This window comes from Microbulbifer sp. GL-2 (assembly GCF_007183175.1).
GTDB lineage: Bacteria > Pseudomonadota > Gammaproteobacteria > Pseudomonadales > Cellvibrionaceae > Microbulbifer.
Genome location: NZ_AP019807.1, coordinates 995,001 through 1,015,036 on the forward strand (window position 1 = coordinate 995,001; position 20,036 = coordinate 1,015,036).

General features: G+C 55.4%; 17 protein-coding genes (1 of these 17 only partly in view). 10 read left to right on the forward strand and 7 right to left on the reverse strand.

The features are described 5' to 3' along the window. On the reverse strand, positions 1 to 750 hold the 5' portion of the coding sequence (gene tyrS, locus GL2_RS04390; protein WP_143729464.1) for a tyrosine--tRNA ligase. Its footprint begins 555 nt before the window's first position; 750 of the gene's 1,305 nt are visible here — the first part of the coding sequence; its start codon is at positions 748 to 750; its stop codon lies beyond the left edge, outside the window. 276 nt (positions 751 to 1,026) lie between these two features. Here tyrS and GL2_RS04395 point away from each other — a divergent pair, with 276 nt between their 5' ends. Together GL2_RS04395 and GL2_RS04400 are read left to right on the forward strand one after the other, a co-directional pair. Further along, complete coding sequence (locus GL2_RS04395; RefSeq protein ID WP_143729465.1) at positions 1,027 to 2,406, forward strand: peptidoglycan DD-metalloendopeptidase family protein; 1,380 nt, start codon at positions 1,027 to 1,029, stop codon at positions 2,404 to 2,406. A gap of 15 nt (positions 2,407 to 2,421) precedes the next feature. Beyond that, a complete protein-coding gene (locus GL2_RS04400) occupies positions 2,422 to 3,531 on the forward strand; it encodes an anhydro-N-acetylmuramic acid kinase (protein WP_143729466.1) in 1,110 nt (369 codons plus the stop codon). A 14-nt stretch (positions 3,532 to 3,545) separates the two neighbouring features. Here the strand turns inward: GL2_RS04400 and erpA are convergent, their stop codons facing one another. From erpA to argC, 4 genes are all read right to left on the reverse strand, one after another. Next, positions 3,546 to 3,899 (reverse strand): iron-sulfur cluster insertion protein ErpA, encoded by a 354-nt coding sequence (gene erpA / locus GL2_RS04405; RefSeq protein WP_143729467.1) that lies wholly within the window; start codon positions 3,897 to 3,899, stop codon positions 3,546 to 3,548. Positions 3,900 to 4,059: 160 nt separating this feature from the next. Beyond that, on the reverse strand, positions 4,060 to 4,503 hold the full coding sequence (locus GL2_RS04410; RefSeq protein ID WP_370452111.1) for a polymer-forming cytoskeletal protein: 444 nt from the start codon (positions 4,501 to 4,503) through the stop codon (positions 4,060 to 4,062). 33 nt (positions 4,504 to 4,536) lie between these two features. Next, entirely contained in the window at positions 4,537 to 5,268 is a 732-nt protein-coding gene (locus GL2_RS04415; protein WP_143729468.1) for a DUF6776 family protein, read from the reverse strand. Positions 5,269 to 5,332: 64 nt separating this feature from the next. Beyond that, entirely contained in the window at positions 5,333 to 6,379 is a 1,047-nt protein-coding gene (argC, locus tag GL2_RS04420; RefSeq protein WP_172621058.1) for an N-acetyl-gamma-glutamyl-phosphate reductase, read from the reverse strand. A 96-nt stretch (positions 6,380 to 6,475) separates the two neighbouring features. Between argC and GL2_RS04425 the strand changes: the two genes are divergently transcribed. The 7 genes from GL2_RS04425 (at position 6,476) to hemB (ending at position 14,189) form a co-directional block, all read left to right on the forward strand. Further along, entirely contained in the window at positions 6,476 to 8,311 is a 1,836-nt protein-coding gene (locus GL2_RS04425) for a chloride channel protein (RefSeq protein ID WP_232053763.1), read from the forward strand. Positions 8,312 to 8,339: 28 nt separating this feature from the next. After that, positions 8,340 to 8,768, forward strand: coding sequence for a protoporphyrinogen oxidase HemJ (gene hemJ / locus GL2_RS04430; protein WP_143732789.1), 429 nt, complete (start codon positions 8,340 to 8,342; stop codon positions 8,766 to 8,768). Between the two features lie 81 nt (positions 8,769 to 8,849). Then, positions 8,850 to 9,635, forward strand: coding sequence for a hydroxymethylpyrimidine/phosphomethylpyrimidine kinase (locus GL2_RS04435; RefSeq protein WP_143729470.1), 786 nt, complete (start codon positions 8,850 to 8,852; stop codon positions 9,633 to 9,635). Positions 9,636 to 9,807: 172 nt separating this feature from the next. Continuing rightward, on the forward strand, positions 9,808 to 11,091 hold the full coding sequence (gene hemL, locus GL2_RS04440) for a glutamate-1-semialdehyde 2,1-aminomutase (RefSeq protein WP_143729471.1): 1,284 nt from the start codon (positions 9,808 to 9,810) through the stop codon (positions 11,089 to 11,091). 157 nt (positions 11,092 to 11,248) lie between these two features. Further along, positions 11,249 to 12,424: a benzoate/H(+) symporter BenE family transporter gene (locus GL2_RS04445; RefSeq protein WP_143729472.1), complete on the forward strand. Its 1,176-nt coding sequence runs from the start codon at positions 11,249 to 11,251 to the stop codon at positions 12,422 to 12,424. 30 nt (positions 12,425 to 12,454) lie between these two features. Next, complete coding sequence (locus GL2_RS04450) at positions 12,455 to 13,057, forward strand: GntR family transcriptional regulator (protein ID WP_232053764.1); 603 nt, start codon at positions 12,455 to 12,457, stop codon at positions 13,055 to 13,057. 121 nt (positions 13,058 to 13,178) lie between these two features. Further along, positions 13,179 to 14,189 (forward strand): porphobilinogen synthase, encoded by a 1,011-nt coding sequence (gene hemB / locus GL2_RS04455; RefSeq protein WP_143729474.1) that lies wholly within the window; start codon positions 13,179 to 13,181, stop codon positions 14,187 to 14,189. A 45-nt stretch (positions 14,190 to 14,234) separates the two neighbouring features. Here the strand turns inward: hemB and mrcB are convergent, their stop codons facing one another. After that, positions 14,235 to 16,805, reverse strand: coding sequence for a penicillin-binding protein 1B (gene mrcB, locus GL2_RS04460; protein ID WP_143729475.1), 2,571 nt, complete (start codon positions 16,803 to 16,805; stop codon positions 14,235 to 14,237). A gap of 381 nt (positions 16,806 to 17,186) precedes the next feature. On the opposite strand from mrcB, the gene GL2_RS04465 reads away from it, so the two are divergent. After that, the gene (locus tag GL2_RS04465; RefSeq protein ID WP_143729476.1) at positions 17,187 to 18,185 is read left to right on the forward strand and encodes an adenosine kinase; all 999 of its coding nucleotides are present in this window, start codon (positions 17,187 to 17,189) and stop codon (positions 18,183 to 18,185) included. 39 nt (positions 18,186 to 18,224) lie between these two features. Here the strand turns inward: GL2_RS04465 and GL2_RS04470 are convergent, their stop codons facing one another. Continuing rightward, positions 18,225 to 19,988: an EAL domain-containing protein gene (locus tag GL2_RS04470; RefSeq protein ID WP_232053765.1), complete on the reverse strand. Its 1,764-nt coding sequence runs from the start codon at positions 19,986 to 19,988 to the stop codon at positions 18,225 to 18,227. Positions 19,989 to 20,036 lie beyond the last annotated feature (48 nt).

Below are 20,036 nucleotides of genomic sequence, written 5' to 3' on the forward strand. Positions count from 1 at the left end.
CTTGGGGTCGAGCCAGATAGTGCCGCTTTCAGTTTTACCGAACTTGGTACCGTCTGCTTTGGTTACCAGCGGCAAGGTCAGGCCAAATACCTTGCCACGGTGCTGGCGGCGGGTCAGATCGACGCCCCCGGTAATATTGCCCCATTGATCGGAGCCACCAATCTGCAGGGTGCAACTGTGGAGCTTATACAGCTCGGAGAAGTCCATGGACTGCAGAAGCATGTAGGAAAATTCGGTAAAGGAAATACCCTCCCCTTCACGTTGGATGCGCTGTTTTACCGACTCCTTGTTAACCATATTGTTAACGGAGAAATGTTTTCCCACATCACGCAGGAAGTCGAGCACATTTAAATCACGGGTCCAGTCGAGGTTGTTAGCGACAACAGCACTGTTTTCGCCACAGTCAAAACTGATGAACTGCGAAACCTGGCTTTTCAACTTATCCACCCAGCCAGCAACCACATCAGGGGTATTAAGGCTGCGCTCTTGTGCTTTGAAGGATGGGTCACCAATCAGGCCGGTAGCACCGCCGACCAGTGCAATCGGTTTATGCCCTGCCGCCTGAAACCTCTTTAATGTCAGCAGCGGTACTAAACTGCCTATATGAAGGGAGTCCGCGGTGGGATCAAAGCCGCAATACAGGGTTCGACTCTCCGACAAATGCTGCGTCAGTTCGCCGTCACCAGTCGCTTGATTGATTAATCCGCGGCGGTCCAAGTCTTCAAGCAGTGTCATGTCGACCCCAGCCATGCTTTCCCCTCATATTCAGGCTTGAATTTAGCGCCGCCAACCGGCGGCAAAATGCGCTGCAACATTACCGAAGTTTGTGGCAAATACAAGCGGGCAGCGACGCTCGGCGCAAACCTGCAAAACTACTGCCGAGGAACTATCTCATGGAGAGTTGGGTCAATTACCCCGTGAACCGAGGCGGCTTTTTTGCTATAAAGCCAACTCTATGCCTGTTTTTTAAACACTCTAAATTTCAAGCGCAGATAACAACGACAGCCGGCGCCGCCCGTTAATACCATGGTAAATCATCGCAAACCGACTTCACGTGTCCGTATTGGCGCTCTGCCCAGACATTTTCCCCGTGTGCATGCACTGACCGCCGGTGTGGCTGCTTGTGTGCTGGTACTGGCAGTATTTATTCCCACTCCCGAGGTTGAGGCCAAGCGTATGCCTCTGGCAGTCAAGCTCTCCTCTGTAGATGAAACTGCTCTGGAAGTCCGCACGGAAGAAACAACTATCGCACCCCGCCAGAACATTCCCCTGGCCAGTGCCGCTGTAGAGGCGATCCAGTCTCTAAACCTGACCGTACGCAATGGCGATACGCTTTCCGACCTGTTTAAGCGAGCCAAAATAAGTGCCGGTGAGATGTATCAGCTTCTAGGCAGTGGCAAGGAAGCAAAAAAACTGGCACGCCTGACCCCAGGTGAAGAGCTGACCTTCAAGATAAATCCCGATGGGCAGCTACAGAGCCTGGAACTACAGAGAGACCGTCTCAATCAGGTTCGATTTACCCGCGCCGGGGACAGCAATTTCCAGCACACCCTGGTGCAACGTGAGCCGGACAGCCATCCGGCTTATCGCCTTGGGCAAATTGACAGCTCCCTGTTTGTCGCCGGCAGCGACGCCGGCCTCAGCGACAGCCTGATTATGGAAATGGCTGATGTATTCAGCTCTGATATCGACTTCGCACTGGATATTCGCAAGGGCGATACTTTCAGTGTGATGTTTGAAGAGAAATTTCTGGATGGGGAAAAAATTGCCAATGGCCCCATCCTGGCGGTGAGTTTTACCAATCAGGGAGACACTTACAGCGCAGTGCGTTACATCGACAGCAATGGCGATGCCAATTACTATACGCCGGAAGGCAAGAGCATGCGCAAGGCGTTTATTCGCACACCACTGGATATAGTACGCATCAGCTCCCACTTTAATCCACGTCGCCTGCACCCGGTATTCAAGTCTCGTCGACCGCACAATGGCACCGACTATGCCGCGCCACGCGGTACCCCCGTATACTCCACCGGCGATGGCCGAGTGATCGCCTCCGGTTATAGTAAGCCCAACGGTAACTACGTGTTTATCCAGCACGGTGAGCGTTACGTTACCCGCTACCTGCACCTGACCAAGCGCAAGGTAAAAAGGGGCCAACGGGTGAAGCAGCGCCAGGTTATTGGCACCGTGGGCTCCACTGGATATGCAACCGGGCCGCACCTGCACTATGAATTCCTGGTAGACGGCAGGCATCGAAATCCGGCGACTATTGTGCGCAAACTGCCCAAGGCAAAGTCAGTGCCCTCCTCAGAAATGACGCGCTTTAAGAACCAGACACAACCACTGCTGGCAAAGCTGGAAAATTACCAGGGACCAGCACTGGCCAAACTTGACGAAGACAACTGATAAAGCGCCAACAATATGCCCGATCTTTTTATCGGTCTGATGTCCGGTACCAGCGTCGACTCGATCGACGCTGCACTGGTCGACTTTGGCGGCGAAGAGAAGATCAAGCCGCGTATCCTGGCTGCCCTCGGCCACCCCATTCACCCCTCAATGCGCGATGCTATCCTGGCCCTCTGCGCCCCCGGCCCCTCCGAGCTGGACCGTGCCGGGCAATTGGATCGGCAGCTGGGACAGGTTTTTGCCGAGGCCACCAACACCCTGCTGGCACGTGCCGGCATTGAGGCCGGCGCAATAACAGCAATCGGCAGTCACGGGCAAACTGTACGCCACCGCCCGCCGGGTACAGTTACCTCTCCTTTTACTTTGCAACTGGGCGATCCAAACACCATCGCCGCATTGACCGGTATTCGCACAGTTGCAGACTTTCGCCGACGCGATATGGCCTTAGGGGGGCAGGGTGCACCGTTGATGCCCGCATTCCACCGCGCAGCGTTTAAAACCGAGGGTAATCGTGCCGTAGTCAATATTGGCGGAATGGCCAACATTACCGAACTGACTTCAGGTGGCGGTGTGTACGGCTACGATACCGGTCCAGGAAATGCACTGCTGGATTACTGGGTAAGCCTGCATAAAAACCAGCCGTTTGACCGCGATGGTGCTTGGGCGGCTGGCGGCCGCGCCAATCCGGAACTACTCAACCGGCTGATGTCCGACCCCTATTTCGCTGCGGAGCCTCCCAAAAGCACCGGCCGAGAGACCTTCAATGCCAGCTGGCTGGAGCAGGCACTGGCTGGCCTGGAACTTTCGCCCGCAGATGTACAGGCAACTCTGTCAGAAGTGACTGCAGCCAGTATTGCCGAGGCGGTGCACCTGTTCGCAGATGGTGGAGAGTTATTGATTTGCGGGGGGGGCGCCAAAAACAAGGACCTGCTGTCGAGGCTACAGAGGCGATTGCCCACCTGGTCAATTACCGATACCGGTACTTATGGAATTGATGCGGACTGGTTGGAAGCGGTGGGCTTTGCCTGGCTGGCCCGGCAGACACTGCTCGGCCTGCCCGGCAACTGCCCCGGAGTTACCGGAGCAAAAAAAGAGGCCATTCTGGGAGCTATTTACCTCCCCTGAAGGAATAGGACCGCTCAGATCGAGAAGGAAGAGCCACATCCACAGGTCGATGAGGCATTGGGGTTCTGTACCACAAAGCGCGACCCGGCCAAGCCCTCTTCATAATCGACATTGGCACCCGCCAGATAGGGGTAACTCATGGCGTCAACCAGCACCTGGATTCCGTCTTTTTCAATTATGGCGTCATCTTCAGCAACCAGTTCGTCGAAGGTAAAGCCGTATTGGAATCCAGAACAGCCACCACCGGTTACAAACACCCTGAGCTTCAGCTCCGGGTTGCCCTCTTCTTCCAGCAAACTCTTTACCTTCGCCACGGCTTTATCAGTGACTACCAATGGCGCAGGAGAAAAGGATACAGCTTCTGACATAAGTCTCTCTCAACTCACCGGGACGTTCGCACTCGCATAAAAGCTATGCGGAGCACAGCCCTGAAAGGCGTCATCTTGCTTAAACCCAGGAAATCAGTCAAGTATTTGCGGGCAACTGACCCCGGCTCTATTTGACTGCCGAGGCCTTAAAGTAGCAGACTCAGGAAGCCTCGATTACCGTTTCATCCTCTGAGTAACCAATCATGGGGGTATCACCTGCAGAGCTGATATCCACGTTGGAAACCAGAGCTCCATTTACCTGAGCACCTTTCACCATCTCGATTAACTTATAGTGTACATTGCCTTCGACCATAGCCTTGGCCGCCAGCTCCAGATGACGCGCAGCATGCACATCGCCATTCACATTGCCGTTAATCACCACCTGGGGCACACGGATCTCTCCCTCAATAACCCCGCCATCGACAATCTGCAGGCGCGCATCACTGTCACTGTGGGCTGTGACATTGCCCTTTACCTTGCCTTCAATTACGAGGTTACCGCGAAAGTGTATATCACCGGACACTTCCGTCTGGCGCGCGATTAGGGTCGTGTGGTTACTACCTGTACTGGCCATAGCTACTTGTTTCTCTTTTTTTCTCAACATAATCCCCAAAACCTCATGCCTGTGGCATTAATGCTAGCTTTTCTGTACCAACCAACCATAGCGCCGCTCGATGCTAAAGCCCTTGCGCCCGGTGGACTTAAGCGATAACTCCACCCCCTCGGGAACAAAGCCCTCGGGCAAGTGGAGTTCGCCTTCTATATTCTGGAAGTATTTAAAACGCAGTGGAATAGACTCGCTATCTACCTGCTCAGAGAGATCCTTCAGCGGGTAGCTTTTTGGCTCTCCATCCTGGCGACCCACCACAGTAAAGGTGGCAGCACCCTTAACCACATTGCGTCGCGCCGCCGACTGCTGTACCTGCAGCTTATACTGGTAGTTTCGTGCGTCGGCAGTCTGCGAAAGAATAAAACGACCGATGGAAACCCCCTCACCACCATCCACTGGGGCCATAACACCACGGTAAAAGGAAATTTCCTGCTTCAGCTCAGCGATCTGGCTCTCTTTTTGTACAAGTTCGGTGCGCACAGTCTCGCTGGCCTGCTCTCCAATCGTCAGGGACTGCTCTGCAGTGGCCGCACGCATACGCAGGGTTTCGTTCTCACTTTTAAGTGCTTCGAGGCGCCCCAGCACCCTGGTGTATTCCCGGGTTTTCTCATCGAGGTTTTTACGCAGATGGTATTGCCCAGCATAGTAGGAACTGGCAGAAGTAATTAGTACCAACAGAGCGACACCACCTGTGGTGATTACCCCTGAGAAGGGACGATGGGGCACCACTTTCATACGGTACTGCTTGCTGCCTTTCACTCTGAACTCCCTAAAATCTGCTACGGCTTAACCGGGTTTTATCGATTGTCGTATTTTTTTGATTCTAAGGCAGCAGCGCCGGGCTCTCCAAGCCCAACGTCTCAGTTAGGCCAAACATAATGTTCATATTCTGTATCGCCTGGGCCGAAGCGCCCTTGGCAAGGTTATCAATCACCGACAAAACCAGCAGGGTATGCCGATCCTGGGGCTGCACCACGGAAATGCGACACATATTAGTGCCCCGAACACTGCGGGTCTGTGGATGGCTTCCGGCCGGTAAAATATCCACATAAGGCTCATCTTTATAGCGATTCTCAAACAGCTGCTGTAACTCTAGCGCCGATATATCAGCTTTGGACTTAGCAAACAGGGTCGCATGTATGCCCCGGATCATCGGCAGCAGGTGCGGTACAAACGTCACTTGAGCAGGGCTGGCGCCATTGGGCTGGACTCTACGCAGCCCCTGCTCAATTTCTGGCAAGTGGCGGTGGCCGGCGGCAGAGTAGGCGCGAAAATTATCACTATTTTCCGCCAGTATCAGATCAGTCTTGCCCTGACGACCCGCACCACTGGCACCGCTGGCAGCACTGGCGATCAACTCCACAGGATCGACGGCGCCGGCTTCCAATAAAGGGATCCAGCCCAGCTGGATCGCAGTGGGGTAACAACCCGGGCAGGCCACAAGTTGGGCCCCAGCGATTTCAGCACGATTAACCTCGGGAAGGCCGTATACTGCCTCCTGCGCCAGGGCAGGTGCCATATGTTCCTGGCCATACCACCGCTCCCAGACGGAAATATCCTTGAGGCGGAAGTCGGCGGAGAGATCGATAACACGCACCCCTCTCTCGATCAGTGCCGGTACCTGAGCCTGAGCTACTCCATGAGGGGTGGCAAAAAATACCACGTCACAGGCGGACAGCTGATCAAAATCCGGTTCACAAAAAGCCAGGTCAAAATGATCCCGCAGGCTGGAGAATAATTCCGCCACCGGAGTGCCTTTCAGGGAGCGAGAAGTGATAGTAGTGACTTTTGCCTGCGGGTGTGTCGCCAAAATTCTCAGTAATTCCACACCCGTATAGCCGGTGCCACCGACAATTGCTACCTTAATCACCTTGCAAAAATCTCCCGGTAAATCTGCCAACTGAGACGATAATCATAAAACCAGCGAAACACTCTACCACAAGCCCCAGCACTTGAAGGATGTGCAGTGTCACAGCGCCCCAGGAAATTGATTAAAAATGCGTTAGCCCGGTGTTTGCCCAAGACAAACAGCCTGGAGCATGTGCGCCTGCAGCTCTCCGCCAAGGAAGCTTTAGCACCGCTGGTTGGCATGGCGCTGATTACCGGGTTGCTGGCCGGCGGGGTGACAATCCTTTTTCGACTGGCAATGGAATGGCCCACCACATTTTTTCTATCTGTTCCCCAGAATTACGAATCCCTGCCACCTATATGGAGATTTGCCCTGCCGGTATTGGGCTCCCTGGTCATCGGGATTATCTACCTGCTGCTCAGCCCAAAACGCTATGAAGTCGGCGTCGTACATGTACTAGACCGCCTATATAACCATCAGGGCAAGATGCCAATACAAAATGCGTTATTGCAATTTTTTGCTGGCGCCATTGCCCTGGTCAGTGGTCATTCGGTAGGACGCGAAGGGCCCGCGGTGCACCTGGGTGCAGCCAGTGGTAGCTGGCTCGCACGGGTACTGCGCCTGCCTAATAATTCAGCGCGCAGTTTGCTGGGTTGCGGTGTGGCCGCAGCCATCGCCGCATCATTTAATACCCCGCTGGCCGGAATGGTATTCGCCATGGAGGTCGTGATGCTGGAATATTCCGTGGCGGGGTTTTTACCGGTAATGCTGGCAGCGGTAACCGGCAGTACTATCACCCAGATTACCTTTGGGCGTGAACCGGACTTCAATGTACCGGCCATCCAGCTGAATTCCCTGGTGGAGTTACCCATCCTGTTTTTATGCGCCCTGGCCATCGGGTTGCTGGCAGCCCTGTTTATCTGGGCGCACCGAGGCCTCACCCGTCAGCAATATCGCTCTCCCCTTTTGCGTTTTTTATTGGTCGGCTTAGTCACTGGCACTATTGGTATCTGGGTGCCAGAAATTCTCGGTGGCGGTTACGACACCCTGCAAATGGCGATGTTAGGAGAGCTGGGGATCACCACCCTAACAGTGATTGTCGCTGCCAAGCTGGTAGCCACAGCACTGGGATCAGGCTTGGGTATCCCCGGCGGGGTTATCGGCCCCAGCCTAATACTCGGCGCCTGCCTGGGCGGCATCGCCGGTGGCCTCGCCAACATGTGGCTTGGAGCACACACTGCCAGCCCTGGCTTTTACGCCATGGTGGGTATGGCGGCCATGATGGCAGCGATGCTGAATGCGCCATTGGCGGCTTTGCTGGCAATTCTTGAGCTGACTTACAACCCCAATGTCCTGTTTCCCGGCATGATGATGATAGTGGTGGCGATGCTGATCAGCAGGCAGGTTTTTGCCACCCGAGGAATTTACCAGGAGACTTTGCGCGCCCTGAACAAGGCCGGCACACCCACCTGGCGCCAACAGATGCTCAGCGGCGTCGGTGTCGCCAGCCAAATGGAGCGAAATTTTGTCGTGGAACCACGTGAAATTCCCCTGGGCCAGGCAAAAGAATTAATTGCACAGCACCCCCAGTGGATTTTAATCGACCTGCCCGATGAAACCGACCCGCAACTATTGCGCGCCGCTGACTTGTCCACATTCTTGCAAGGTGCGGAGAAAGGGGAATCAACAGAAACACTGACAGATACACGGATGGAAAAACAGGAAGAGGAAATACCTTTAAAAAATCCTTTAATCGATTTACTTAAAATACCTGGTGAGCGCAAGCAAATGGCGGAACTCAACTGGGGTGCCACTTTGCTGGAAGCCCAGCAAAAACTTAAAAGCACTGGTGCCGATGCCCTTTATATCAGCCGCCACCAGAGCGGTTCACTGGACAATCGCATCGCGGGCATTATTCTGCCGCTACAGATCGATAATTTTTACCGGAAATAAACTATCTCCGGCTTTTATTTTGAGGGGAATTTCAATGCTGTGGATCAAGGCTTTTCATATTATCGCCATGGTGTGCTGGTTTGCCGCGCTTTTCTACTTGCCGCGTCTTTTTGTCTATCACGTTGATGCCACAGATGCAGTCAGTCGTGATCGTTTTTGTATTATGGAACGACGTCTGTATCGCGGTATCGCAATCCCATCCATGATCGCCACCGTGGCGCTGGGCATCTGGCTGTACAGTCTCAACCCCTCTTACTACACCTCCGCTGGATGGATGCACGCAAAACTTACCTTTGTTGTACTGCTACTGGCCTATCATCATATTTGTGGCGCTTACGTACGTAAGTTTGCCCAGGGCACCAATACCCGAAGCGGACGTTTTTTCCGTATTTTCAATGAGCTTCCGGTCTTCGCCCTTTTTGCAATTGTGATTCTGGCAGTGGTAAAGCCTTTTTGATTGGCGCGAAATTCTTCTATGCGTAGTGCGCCTAGCAACTAGAATTAGGCGCACAGCTATTGGCAGTCATGTAGATTATCTATGGATACACCGCAGCCCGTTATTCTGACCGTTACCCATCACGATCCCAGCGGCAGTGCCGGTATCGCCGCTGATACAGAAACTGCTGTAAGCCTGGGTTGCCATGCCGCTTCCGCCGTCTCTGCCATCAGTGTATGTAACACTGGCGAACTGCTTGGAGTGGCCCCGGTGGACGACAGTCTGCTGGTAGAACAAACCCGCGCAGTACTGGAGGATATGCCGATAGCGGCGATTAAGGTGGGATACCTGGGATCGGTGGAGAATGTGCGAGCACTGCACAGTGTTTTGCGGGACTACCCGGACATCCCTGTCGTAATCGACCCCGACGCCACCCTGGCAGATAAAAACAGTGTACTGGCGCCACCTCTGTGGGAGGCCATGGCTTCCCTGCTTCTCCCCTATGCCACTATGGTCTGCCCAAATCGTCGTGAGGCTCGCGCCATGGCGGTGGAGGCCGACATTCTCGACGCCATGGCTCAGGAACTACTGGAGAGTGGTTGCCGCTACCTACTGCTCACAGGCGTACCCCACGAACAGCAGCTGCAGAACCGACTCTACGATGAGCGCGGCCTGATCCGAGAATTCCACTGGGAGCGATTACCGCCCGCCGCCTATGGCGTCTGTGGAACTCTGTCCACAGCGATTGCCTGCCATATCGCACACGGCCTGACTATTATCGAGGCGGTCAGTCGCAGTCAGCAATACGCCTGGAATGCAATTCGCGACAGCCGTCGCCTGGGTATGGGCAGGCCTATTCCCAACCGCCTTTTTTGGTGTGAACGCTAAGGCTCCTCACTGCTGCGGTAAAAAGATTCCAGCACCGGTGTGACTACCGGTGCGACCTGCCATCCATCTCTCCATTCACTCCCCTTGCAATCTCTACGTTGTCCTCAGGGCTCGGCGCCGCGATAATAGTCCGCTGATTCCTGGCCTATTCCGCAATTTCTGAATAAATCCTATGAGTAAATCCGAGCAGCTCTTCGCAGAAGCACAGCAGTATATCCCCGGCGGCGTTAACTCACCGGTACGGGCTTTCCGCGCAGTTGGTGGCACACCGGTTTTTATCCGGCGTGCAGAAGGCGCCTACCTGTACGATGCGGACGACAAACGTTATATCGACTATGTGCAGTCCTGGGGTCCAATGGTCCTCGGCCACGCGCACCCCGAAGTGATCGAAGCCGTAGTCGAACAGGCCCAATCCGGCCTGAGCTTTGGCGCACCCACCGAGCTGGAAACCGAGTTGGCTGAAGAGCTCTGCCGCCTGTGGCCAAATATGGACTTGGTACGTTTCGTCAACTCCGGCACCGAAGCCACCATGAGTGCCATTCGTCTGGCTCGCGGTTTTACCGGGCGTGACAAGATTGTGAAATTTGAAGGCTGTTACCATGGCCATTCCGACTCCCTTCTGGTCAAAGCGGGCTCCGGTGCCCTGACCATGGGCGTGCCCTCCTCCCCCGGAGTGCCAGCTGCTCTGGCGGACCACACCATCACCTTGAGTTATAACGATGCCGAGGGTGTTCGCGCCTGTTTTGAAGAACTCGGTGATCAAATCGCCTGTATTATCGTCGAGCCTGTGGCCGGCAATATGAACTGCATACCCCCGGTACCAGGCTTCCTGGAAACTCTACGCGAAGTCTGTGACCAGCACGGCGCCCTGCTAATTCTCGATGAAGTGATGACCGGTTTCCGCGTGAGCTTGACTGGTGCTCAGGGCTTCTATGGTATCGAAGCAGACCTCACCACCCTCGGGAAGGTGATCGGCGGTGGTATGCCGGTTGGGGCCTTCGGTGGCAAACGTGAAATCATGGAGCAAATCGCTCCATTGGGTCCCGTGTATCAGGCGGGTACCCTTTCCGGCAATCCGGTAGCCATGGTTGCCGGCCTGGAAACTTTGCGCCTTGTTGAAGAAAGTGATTTCTATAAGCCACTAGTGGCCAGAACGGAACGACTGGTAGAAGGTATCCTGGCAGCAGGAAAAGCTGCAGGTATTCCCATCACTGCCAATAAAGCCGGGAGTATGTTTGGCTTTTTCTTCACTGAAGAACCCGAGGTGACCAACTACCAACAGGTAATGGCGTGCAACAATGAGCGTTTTAACCGCTTCTTCCACGGCATGCTTGAAGAGGGCATCTACCTGGCTCCAGCTTCCTACGAGGCCGGATTTATGTCCGCAGCACACTCAGATGAGGATATCGAGGCAACAATTAGCGCCGCAGAGCGCGTCTTCGCCCGTCTCGGCTGACCCCCCTCCCCCCACAGCGCCCGCTTCTCTGCGGGTGCTGCTGCCCGCTTGATCTGTATTAATACTCCCCCACTCGACATCTCACCTCATCGCAAAGGTATTGCACACTTTGAGTGGAACATTTAAAAATGTATACATAATTAAAAAGGTATACATTTTGAAAGGCTCACCATTTTCGGATACCAGCCTATCCACAATCAGCGCTGGATTTGTCGCCGTGCTGGTGGGAGTCGCCAGCTCCGCAGCCATTGTTTTTGAAGCGGCTAGAGCAGCCGGCGCTGACCAGGCGATGATTGCCTCCTGGATTGGCGCATTGGGTTTGGGGATGGGACTTACCTGTATCGCCTTTTCCTGGTACTACCGAGCACCCGTGATTACCGCCTGGTCAACCCCTGGCGCTGCGCTGCTGGCCACCAGCCTTACTGGTATTCCCATTGCCGAGGCGATTGGCGCTTTCGTATTCAGCGCCCTATTAACCTTACTGGTTGGATTATCCGGAGCCTTTGACCGGGTGGCGCGAATGGTGCCAGCCCCCATAGCCAGCGCCATGCTCGCGGGCATATTGCTGCAGTTCGGCCTGTCCGTGTTTACATCCTTGCAGGCCCAGCCACTACTGGTGGGAACTATGCTGCTGGCCTACATGATCGGGCGGCGTTGGGCACCGCGATACGCCATTATCCTGGTATTGGTGACAGGGGTCTTGGCCTGCTGGGTGTTACAGCTGATCGCCCTTGAACAGATCCGCTGGCAGGCGGCCCGCCCGGTATGGGTTACGCCGGAGTTTCACTTCCCTACTCTGATCGGTGTGGGACTGCCCCTGTTTATCGTTACCATGACCTCCCAGAACCTGCCCGGCGCTGCAACCCTGGCCGCCAGTGGCTATGGCCGAGTGCCCATTTCTCCAGTTATTAGCGGCACGGGCCTGACCTCCCTTTTACTGACACCATTTGGCGGCTTTGCCTTTAACTTGGCGGCAATTACCGCGGCCATTTGTACTGGACCAGAAGCACACTCCAACCCAGAAAAACGCTATACCGCCGGTATTGCCGCAGGCATCTTCTACTTGCTGGTAGGATTGTGCGGTGCCAGTGTAGTGGCATTATTTAGTGCTTTCCCCAAAGCACTGATCGCAGGTCTCGCAGGTTTGGCGCTGATAGGCGTAATTGGCAACAGCCTGGCCGGGGCTACCGCTGAACCGGATAATCGCGAAGCGGCAATCATTACTTTCCTGATCAGTGCTTCCGGAATCAGCCTGTTTGGCATTGGTGCCGCCTTTTGGGGGTTGCTTGGCGGACTCGCCTGTTACTGGTTTTTTAAACACGGGAATTCATGAACCTCAATGGGCCTTTACGAGAAAATCAAAATGGACCTACAGCGAGGGCGCTTCCCCCCAGGGCAGGTTCTGACGCAGGTCGAGCTCGCTGCACTCTACGAAGTAAGCCGCATTCCAGTGCGCGACGCCCTATCCAAACTCAAAAATGAGGGCTGGCTGACTCCTCACGGCAAGCGTGGTGTCGCTGTACCCCAGTTCGACCCTGTTGAAGTGGAAGATCTCTACCTGATGCGCATGCACCTAGAACCACTACTGCAGACACTGGCGCTGAACAAGCTCAATGCGGAGATCTTGGGACGCGCCAAAGACATTCTCGATTCCATGGAAGCCAACACCCAGCTCTCTGCCGAACAAATAGGCAACCTGAATTGGCAATTCCATGCCTGTATTTACGCGGCCGCCGAACGGCCCACGCTATTTTCGACAGTGGAGCAATTGCACCGTCAGTGCGAGCGCTATATCGGATACCAGTCCCGCAACCTGCAATACCAGAATACAAGCCAGGAAGAACACCTCGCTATTCTCAGTGCCCTGCAACAGGGGAATGGGGAACTCGCCACCACACTACTGACACAGCATATTGAGGCCGCCGGCAAACTTCTGGTGGGCTACCTGAGTCAACCCCAATCCTAAAGCGACTCCCTCTGTTCCCACATAAGTACGGAAATCACTTGAAACTGCAATTTGATATGATGGCCGCCAATTGCGGCTGCGGGGTTTCTGCAGCCCTATGGAGAGCTGGAGTAAATTCCCTATGAGTCACAGTCTCGGCCGCGGCGCCTATCCCAACACCCGCCTGCGTCGCCTGCGCGCAAAAGATTTTTCCCGCCGACTGGTGCGGGAAACCCAGCTCAGTTGCGATGATCTGATCCTTCCGCTATTTGTGATTGAAGGCCGCAACGAAACCCAAAAAGTGGCATCCATGCCGGGAGTGGAGCGTCTGAGTGTGGATTTGCTGGCAAACAAAGCGAAATCACTACTGCACTTGGGCATCCCCGCTGTGGCTCTGTTTCCTGTGGTCGACCCTTCCGCAAAATCAGACTGCGCCAGTGCCGCCTTCGATGCCGATGGCCTGGCCCAGCGCGCAGTAAGCGAGCTAAAGAATGCAGCACCGGAATTGGGAGTGATTACAGATGTGGCTCTGGATCCCTTTACCAGTCACGGCCAGGATGGGCTGATGGATCACAGTGGCTATATCGTCAATGACGAAACTGTAGAAATATTGGTACAGCAGGCCCTTTCCCACGCAGCAGCTGGCGCAGACATGGTGGCACCTTCAGACATGATGGACGGTCGCATCGGCGCCATCCGCCAGGCTCTGGAGGGAGCAGGTCACACCAACACCCTGATAATGTCCTACGCGGCCAAGTACGCTTCGGCCTACTACGGGCCCTTCCGCGATGCGGTGGGCTCAGCCGGCAATTTGAAAGGTGGCAATAAGGCCAGCTACCAGATGGACCCAGCCAACTCCGATGAAGCCCTGCACGAATGCGCCCTGGATCTGCAGGAAGGTGCGGATATGGTGATGGTGAAGCCCGGTATGCCCTACCTGGATATTGTGCGCAGGGTAAAAGACGAGCTGCGAGTGCCCACCTTCGCCTATCAGGTGAGTGGGGAGTACGCCATGCACTGTGCTGCATTTGAAAATGGCTGGCTGCAGCGCGAGGCCGTAATTTTGGAATCTCTACTGGCCTTCAAGCGCGCTGGTGCCGACGGCATCCTCACATATTTCGCCGAGGAAGCCGCGCAGCTGCTGCAAGGCTGAATATCGCCTCACTGGCGCGCGAGCTTATAAACCGCGCGCCTTGGCTCAGGGCCACTGGTCTTCAAGAGCCGGCCCTATTGGCTGCGCCTCCTCCACCGGGACACCACTGGAATCGGGCTCATAGGATTGATCCCGGGGAAGCTCGAGAGGTTCCTCCTGATAATCCGGCTCACGACCAAACTCCTCCGCGTCATCACCGCGCAGCTGTTCCTGCATCTGGCGACGGCGCTGGTCACGCAATTGCTGCTCGCTGGGGTCTATTCCCCAACCGGGAGTCATCTTTTCCCGTGGTGCCGCCTCAGAGCGCCCGTTGCCAAACAGGTTGCGGAACCAGCGCCAGCGATCGCGACCCTGGCACTCCGGTGCCGGTTGCAGGTGGGTCTCGTAGGAGAAGGGGATTTCATAACCACCGCGGCAGTAATCGGGGTCCATATACTCACCGCGCGCATTCACCGATTTCAATTCCACTCCCCGTGGTGGTTCCACCAATCCGTGTTCGTGGGGCAGCTTGCGCATAATTTCAGTCCAGATCGGCAAGGCGCCAGTTGAACCGGTGAGGCGGGTGCGCTCGTTATCATCGCGCCCGAGCCAGACTACCGCGGTGACCTCCGGGGAAAAGCCGGCAAACCAGCTATCGCGGTTGTTATTGGTCGTTCCGGTCTTGCCCGCAAAAGCCACACTGCTGGGCAGACGCTTGGCGGACCTGCGCCCGGTACCCTCGCGCATGGCCTGCTCAAGGCCCCAACGCAGCAGATAGGCAGGAACTGCATCGACTCCGCGGTGGGCACGGCGGCGGAAGTTCTGGACCCGCTCCCCATCGGCATCGGAGACGGCCAGCAGGGTACGTGGCTGTATTGTCTCACCACCATTGGCGATCGTCTGATACATACTCGCCACTTCAAATGGGGTCATTTCCACAGCGCCCAGCAACATCGCCGGCACTTTTGGCAACCTGGTTTCCACCCCTAGGCGGCGGATGGTCTGACGTACATTTTGCAAGCCCAGGTCGAGCCCCAGATGCGCAGTGGCCAGGTTGTACGACTTTGCCAGCGCTATATACAGCGGTACCTGGCCGTGGGCGCGTTTGTCAAAATTCTGCGGCATCCACACATCGCCATCAGCTTCTTCAATACGCACTGGTGCATCATCAATCATAGTGGCCAGATTGTACTCTTCAGGGCGCTCCAGCGCAGTGAGAAAGACCGCCGGCTTGATCAGAGAGCCAACCTGCCGACGGGCCTCTAGGGCGCGGTTAAAGCCAGGGTAATCCGGATCGCGGTCCCCAACCATGGCCAGCACATTACCACTGTGATTATCCATCAGCACTGTTGCTGCCTGCAGAGAATTTGCCTTGATACCGCGGTCTTTTTCCAAACGCTGTACGCCGTTACTGATCGCCTCTTCAGCCAGCTTCTGCACCGAGGGTGCCAGGCTGGTGTAAACCCTCAGTCCGGCAGTTCGCAGTTCTTCATAGGAGTAGTAAGGGCGCAACTCCAACAACAGGCGTTCAGTAAAAGCCGGATAGGGATTCTGTGCAGTCACTCCACCCTTTACCACCCCCAGGGGTTTTGCCGCATAAAGTTCGAATTGGGGCTGGGTAATCAGCCCTTGCTCACGCATCAACTCCAATACGGTATTGCGACGTTTTAATGCGCGTTCAGGGTGTCGCCAGGGGTTGTAGTAAGAAGCACCCTTGGCCAAGCCCACTAATAACGCCACCTGATGTGGCTCAAGGGTATCCAGGGGCTGCTGGAAGTAAAATTCCGAAGCGAGGCCAAAGCCATAGATGCCGCGAGCGCCCTGTTGACCAAGCCACACCTCATTGATGTACTCCTGCAGGATGTAGCCTTTGTCGTAGTGGATCTCCATCAACACCGACATCAGCGCTTCGTTGATTTTGCGTTGCAGACTCGGCTTGTGATCGAAGAAGATATTTTTCACCAACTGCTGGGTGATGGTGGAACCACCCTGGACCAGCCGCCCAGCCTTTACATTGGCTACCATGGCACGGGCAATACCGCGGGGAGAGATACCGAAGTGGTGCAGGAAATCCTGGTCCTCGACGGCGATCAGGGTATTCGCTACTAGGGGGGGGATATCGTTAAAACGCACCGGATTACGATCATCACCACCTCCGAGCAGGGAGCCAATATTGGCTGCATCCAGGCGGAATTCCGCTATGCGCTGGCCGTCACTATCGCGCAGGTTGCTAATTTCATCATTGCGCAAACGGAAGGAAATCACCGCCGCCGGTTCACGACCATCGGAGTGAATAAAGTCGCGGCGCCAGACCATATAGTCCATACCTTCCTGAGACCAGGAACCAGGCTCGCTAAGAGTTTTCTGCTTGCGATAATTGAGCGCGGCAAACTCGGAGACAAGCTCACCCGGATGCATCGCCATACCCTCACGCAGGACCAGGGGACGAGCATACACTCGCGCCGGCAGTTGGTACTGGCGGCTGTCCAGTCTCTCGCGCAACTGCACATCCAAATAGGCCATATAGCCAGCGAGGGCGAGACCACCCATCAGGGCCAGCAGGAACAGGAATTTGAGCCAGCGATATCGTCTCTTCGGTGTTGACGCTTTGCTGCGCCGGCGTTTCATCGATGCCATAAAAAAAGTGGTATCCAGCTGCCAACTTGGTACATCAATCGACAACGAAGCGCAGGTGCCCTATCGCTATCAGGGGTAGGATACCAGCAGGTGGCAGCTCCACTGGTATCTTGCCTCCGGCACCCGAACCGGTGCCTTTGGGGTACATCCCTGAACCGCCACACTTCAACGCCGGGCAGTGGATACTGGCCGGTCGTCAATAGAGGTGCTACTCGCACCTGTTCGTGGATTGACCACAAGTGTGCCCCATTAGTTCATATTGAGGCTTAGGGCGCCTTTATAAACGCTGTCCGATTGAAGTCAAACCCATCACCTTGCACTTGCCGTAATCAGAGCCATAATGCGGCGGAAATCTAGACAAAAAACCCGAAAAGGATAGACATGCACCAATACGATCTCTACGGCATTGGCGCCGCCCTGCTGGACACGGAAATCGAGGTATCCGACGAGGATCTATCGACCCTCGGTGTTGAAAAGGGAGTTATGACCCTGGTGGACGATACCCGGCAGCAGCAACTGGTAGATGATCTACAGGACCACCTGATAACTGCCAGGCGCGCCTGTGGCGGATCAGGTGCCAATACCGTGATCGCCTCCAGCTATTTCGGCCTGAAGGCCTTCTATTCCTGTAAAGTCGCCGCAGATGAAAATGGCGACTTCTATCGCAGCAATCTCGGTGCGGCCGGAGTCGACTACCCTGCCAGCCTGCAGGAAGCCGATGGCGGCACCACCGGCAAGTGCCTGGTACTGATCACACCTGATGCAGAACGCAGTATGAATACCTACCTGGGTATCAGCGAAAAGCTGTCCGTGGCAGAGCTGGACCAGGAGGCACTGGCATCTTCCCGCTGGGCCTACATCGAGGGCTACCTGGTCTCTTCTGATACCGGCCGCCAAGCGGCGATTACCCTGCGTGAACAGGCGCAGCAAGCCGGCGTAAAAACCGCCCTGAGCCTGTCCGACCCGGCCATGGTACAGTTCTTTGGCGAAGGCCTGAGAGAGATGATTGGCGGCGGTGTGGATATGCTGTTCTGCAACCGCGATGAAGCGCTTGGCTTTACAGGAACCGACTCTCTGGACTCCGCCGCTGAGGCCTTGCGCGACTACTGCCTCAGTTTTGCCATCACTCTTGGCGCCGATGGCGCATTGCTATGGGATGGCACCCAGCTCCAGCGCGTGACCAGCCCAGAGGTACACGCTATCGACACCAACGGCGCCGGAGATATGTTTGCAGGCGCCTTCCTTTACGGAATCAATCGCGAAATGGGCTTTACCGAAGCGGGGGAACTTGCCTGCCGTGCCGCCGCTCAGGTCGTCAGCCAGTATGGCCCTCGCTTACAGGCAGAACAGCATTCCGAACTGCTCGCAACCGTTATTTAAAAGGAAGTCTGCAGGCGATCATGTGGTCGCCTGCAGGGCCTAAAGACCCTCAAACTCTCCAATCTCAGGCAGCCCTGTAGCAGCGGCAATGCCGAAACCCTGAGCGTAGTCCACTCCCATCAGGCAGAGCCGCTCCATCAGTTCCGGACTCTCAACATATTCAGCGATGGTGCTGATACCCATGCGCTTGGCCAGGTGATCTATGGTGCTCACCATCGCGCTGTCGATTTCATCTTCCAGCATATTGCGCACAAAACTTCCATCAATCTTTAAATAGTCTACCGGTAGCTGACGCAAGTAGGCCAGGGAGGAGACACCGCGGCCAAAATCATCCAGAGCAAAACTACAACCGGCAGCGCGCAGCTTATGAATAAAGATCAGTGCGCGCTCCAGGTTGTTGATAGCACTGGTTTCGGTAATCTCAAACTGTACCCGTGAAGGGGTTACCCCAGCCTCTGTGAGCTCCTGCAAAACGAAATCGGCAAAAGTCTCATCACCCAAGCTGATACCGGAGATATTAATTGCATAGCTGGTACCGGCAATGCCGATATGCTGCTCCTGGGCCATATAATGGAATACCTTACGGATTACCCAACGGTCGACTTCCTCAATCAATCCGTAGCGCTCTGCTGCCGGAAGGAATAGACCCGGCGAAATTACCCCACCATCGCGGCCTAGCATGCGCACCAGTATCTCAAAGTGATGCACCTTGCGCTCCCCCTTGAGGGACACCACCGGTTGTCGATATAGAATCAGGCGATCCTCGCGCAAGGCAGCGTGGATTTCTGCCACCCAGGTGGTTTCACGGCGTTTCTCCAGCGACTTACGCGAGTCACCGAATAACTTTACCCGGTTACGCCCCTGCTCCCGGGCAGAGCAGCAGGCATCATTGGCTGTAGCAAGTAACTGACTGGCATTGGGGGTAAAACGATCCACACCAACCACACCGATCGAAACTGCAACGCGGTTGTCATTACCCAGCCAATGGAATCTGAATTCCTGCACAGATTCCCGCAGACGTGCCACTACGCGCCCACCCTCTTCCAGAGTGCAATCCCGCAGCAGGATTGCAAACTCATCACTGCCCACTCGAGCAAACAGGTCGACACTGGATAAACCCCGCTGCAGCAGGGCTACCAGCTGAACGAGTAATTGGTCACCAGCGACAAAACCGAGAGTGTCGTTAATTACCTTAAACTGGTAAACATCCAGGTACAGCAGCACATGATACTGGCGTTTATCGACACACTGGGACAGGAGCTTTTGCAGCTCGCTTTCAAAGTACTGGCGGTTTGGCAGGCGAGTAAGGGCATCGTGGCTGGTCTGCCAGCTGAGGCGTGTGGAGATCCGCCGGGCGGCGGAGGTATCCCTCAACACCAGGACATAATGTGTTAATACGCCGGCACCCCATAGTGCCATCACTTGCACAGTGACCTCTAGAGGCTGTCGGGCATCACCAAGCCTATGGATACAGGCGTTGATCTCCCTTGTTCTGGGCACTTCCTCGGCGGGAGAGTCCGGTAATATTGGCGCAAGCGGGACGCCCTTCTCATCACAAAGTGACAACCCCTCATTGACCGGCTGACCCGGCAGCAACCCGACCAGATTCCCGGTCATTTCACTAACCAGGGGGTTGGCATAAAGGACCAAACCCCTAGGGTCGGTTACTATCACCCCATCGGCAATCTCTCCGAGAGCTGCTTCCGCCGCCTGCAGGCTAATTTGCTCAGCGGGATTGAGGCGCGCCTCCAGCTGGCCCAGAGGCCCCAGGTATTCAGCTGACTTGGGGTCAATCAGAGTCACGGCCACACTTCCTGTGCCGACAAAGCAGCTTGGTACTGGCAACCGCCA

What these genes read in the sequence shown, in the direction of transcription:
- GL2_RS04395 (WP_143729465.1), top strand. Translation starts at nt 1,027, where the DNA reads ATGGTAAATCATCGCAAACCGACTTCACGTGTCCGTATTGGCGCTCTG.
- GL2_RS04400 (WP_143729466.1), top strand. Translation starts at nt 2,422, where the DNA reads ATGCCCGATCTTTTTATCGGTCTGATGTCCGGTACCAGCGTCGACTCG.
- erpA (WP_143729467.1), bottom strand. Translation starts at nt 3,899, where the DNA reads ATGTCAGAAGCTGTATCCTTTTCTCCTGCGCCATTGGTAGTCACTGAT.
- GL2_RS04410 (WP_370452111.1), bottom strand. Translation starts at nt 4,503, where the DNA reads ATGTTGAGAAAAAAAGAGAAACAAGTAGCTATGGCCAGTACAGGTAGT.
- GL2_RS04435 (WP_143729470.1), top strand. Translation starts at nt 8,850, where the DNA reads ATGGATACACCGCAGCCCGTTATTCTGACCGTTACCCATCACGATCCC.
- hemL (WP_143729471.1), top strand. Translation starts at nt 9,808, where the DNA reads ATGAGTAAATCCGAGCAGCTCTTCGCAGAAGCACAGCAGTATATCCCC.
- GL2_RS04450 (WP_232053764.1), top strand. Translation starts at nt 12,455, where the DNA reads ATGGACCTACAGCGAGGGCGCTTCCCCCCAGGGCAGGTTCTGACGCAG.
- hemB (WP_143729474.1), top strand. Translation starts at nt 13,179, where the DNA reads ATGAGTCACAGTCTCGGCCGCGGCGCCTATCCCAACACCCGCCTGCGT.
- mrcB (WP_143729475.1), bottom strand. Translation starts at nt 16,805, where the DNA reads ATGGCATCGATGAAACGCCGGCGCAGCAAAGCGTCAACACCGAAGAGA.
- GL2_RS04465 (WP_143729476.1), top strand. Translation starts at nt 17,187, where the DNA reads ATGCACCAATACGATCTCTACGGCATTGGCGCCGCCCTGCTGGACACG.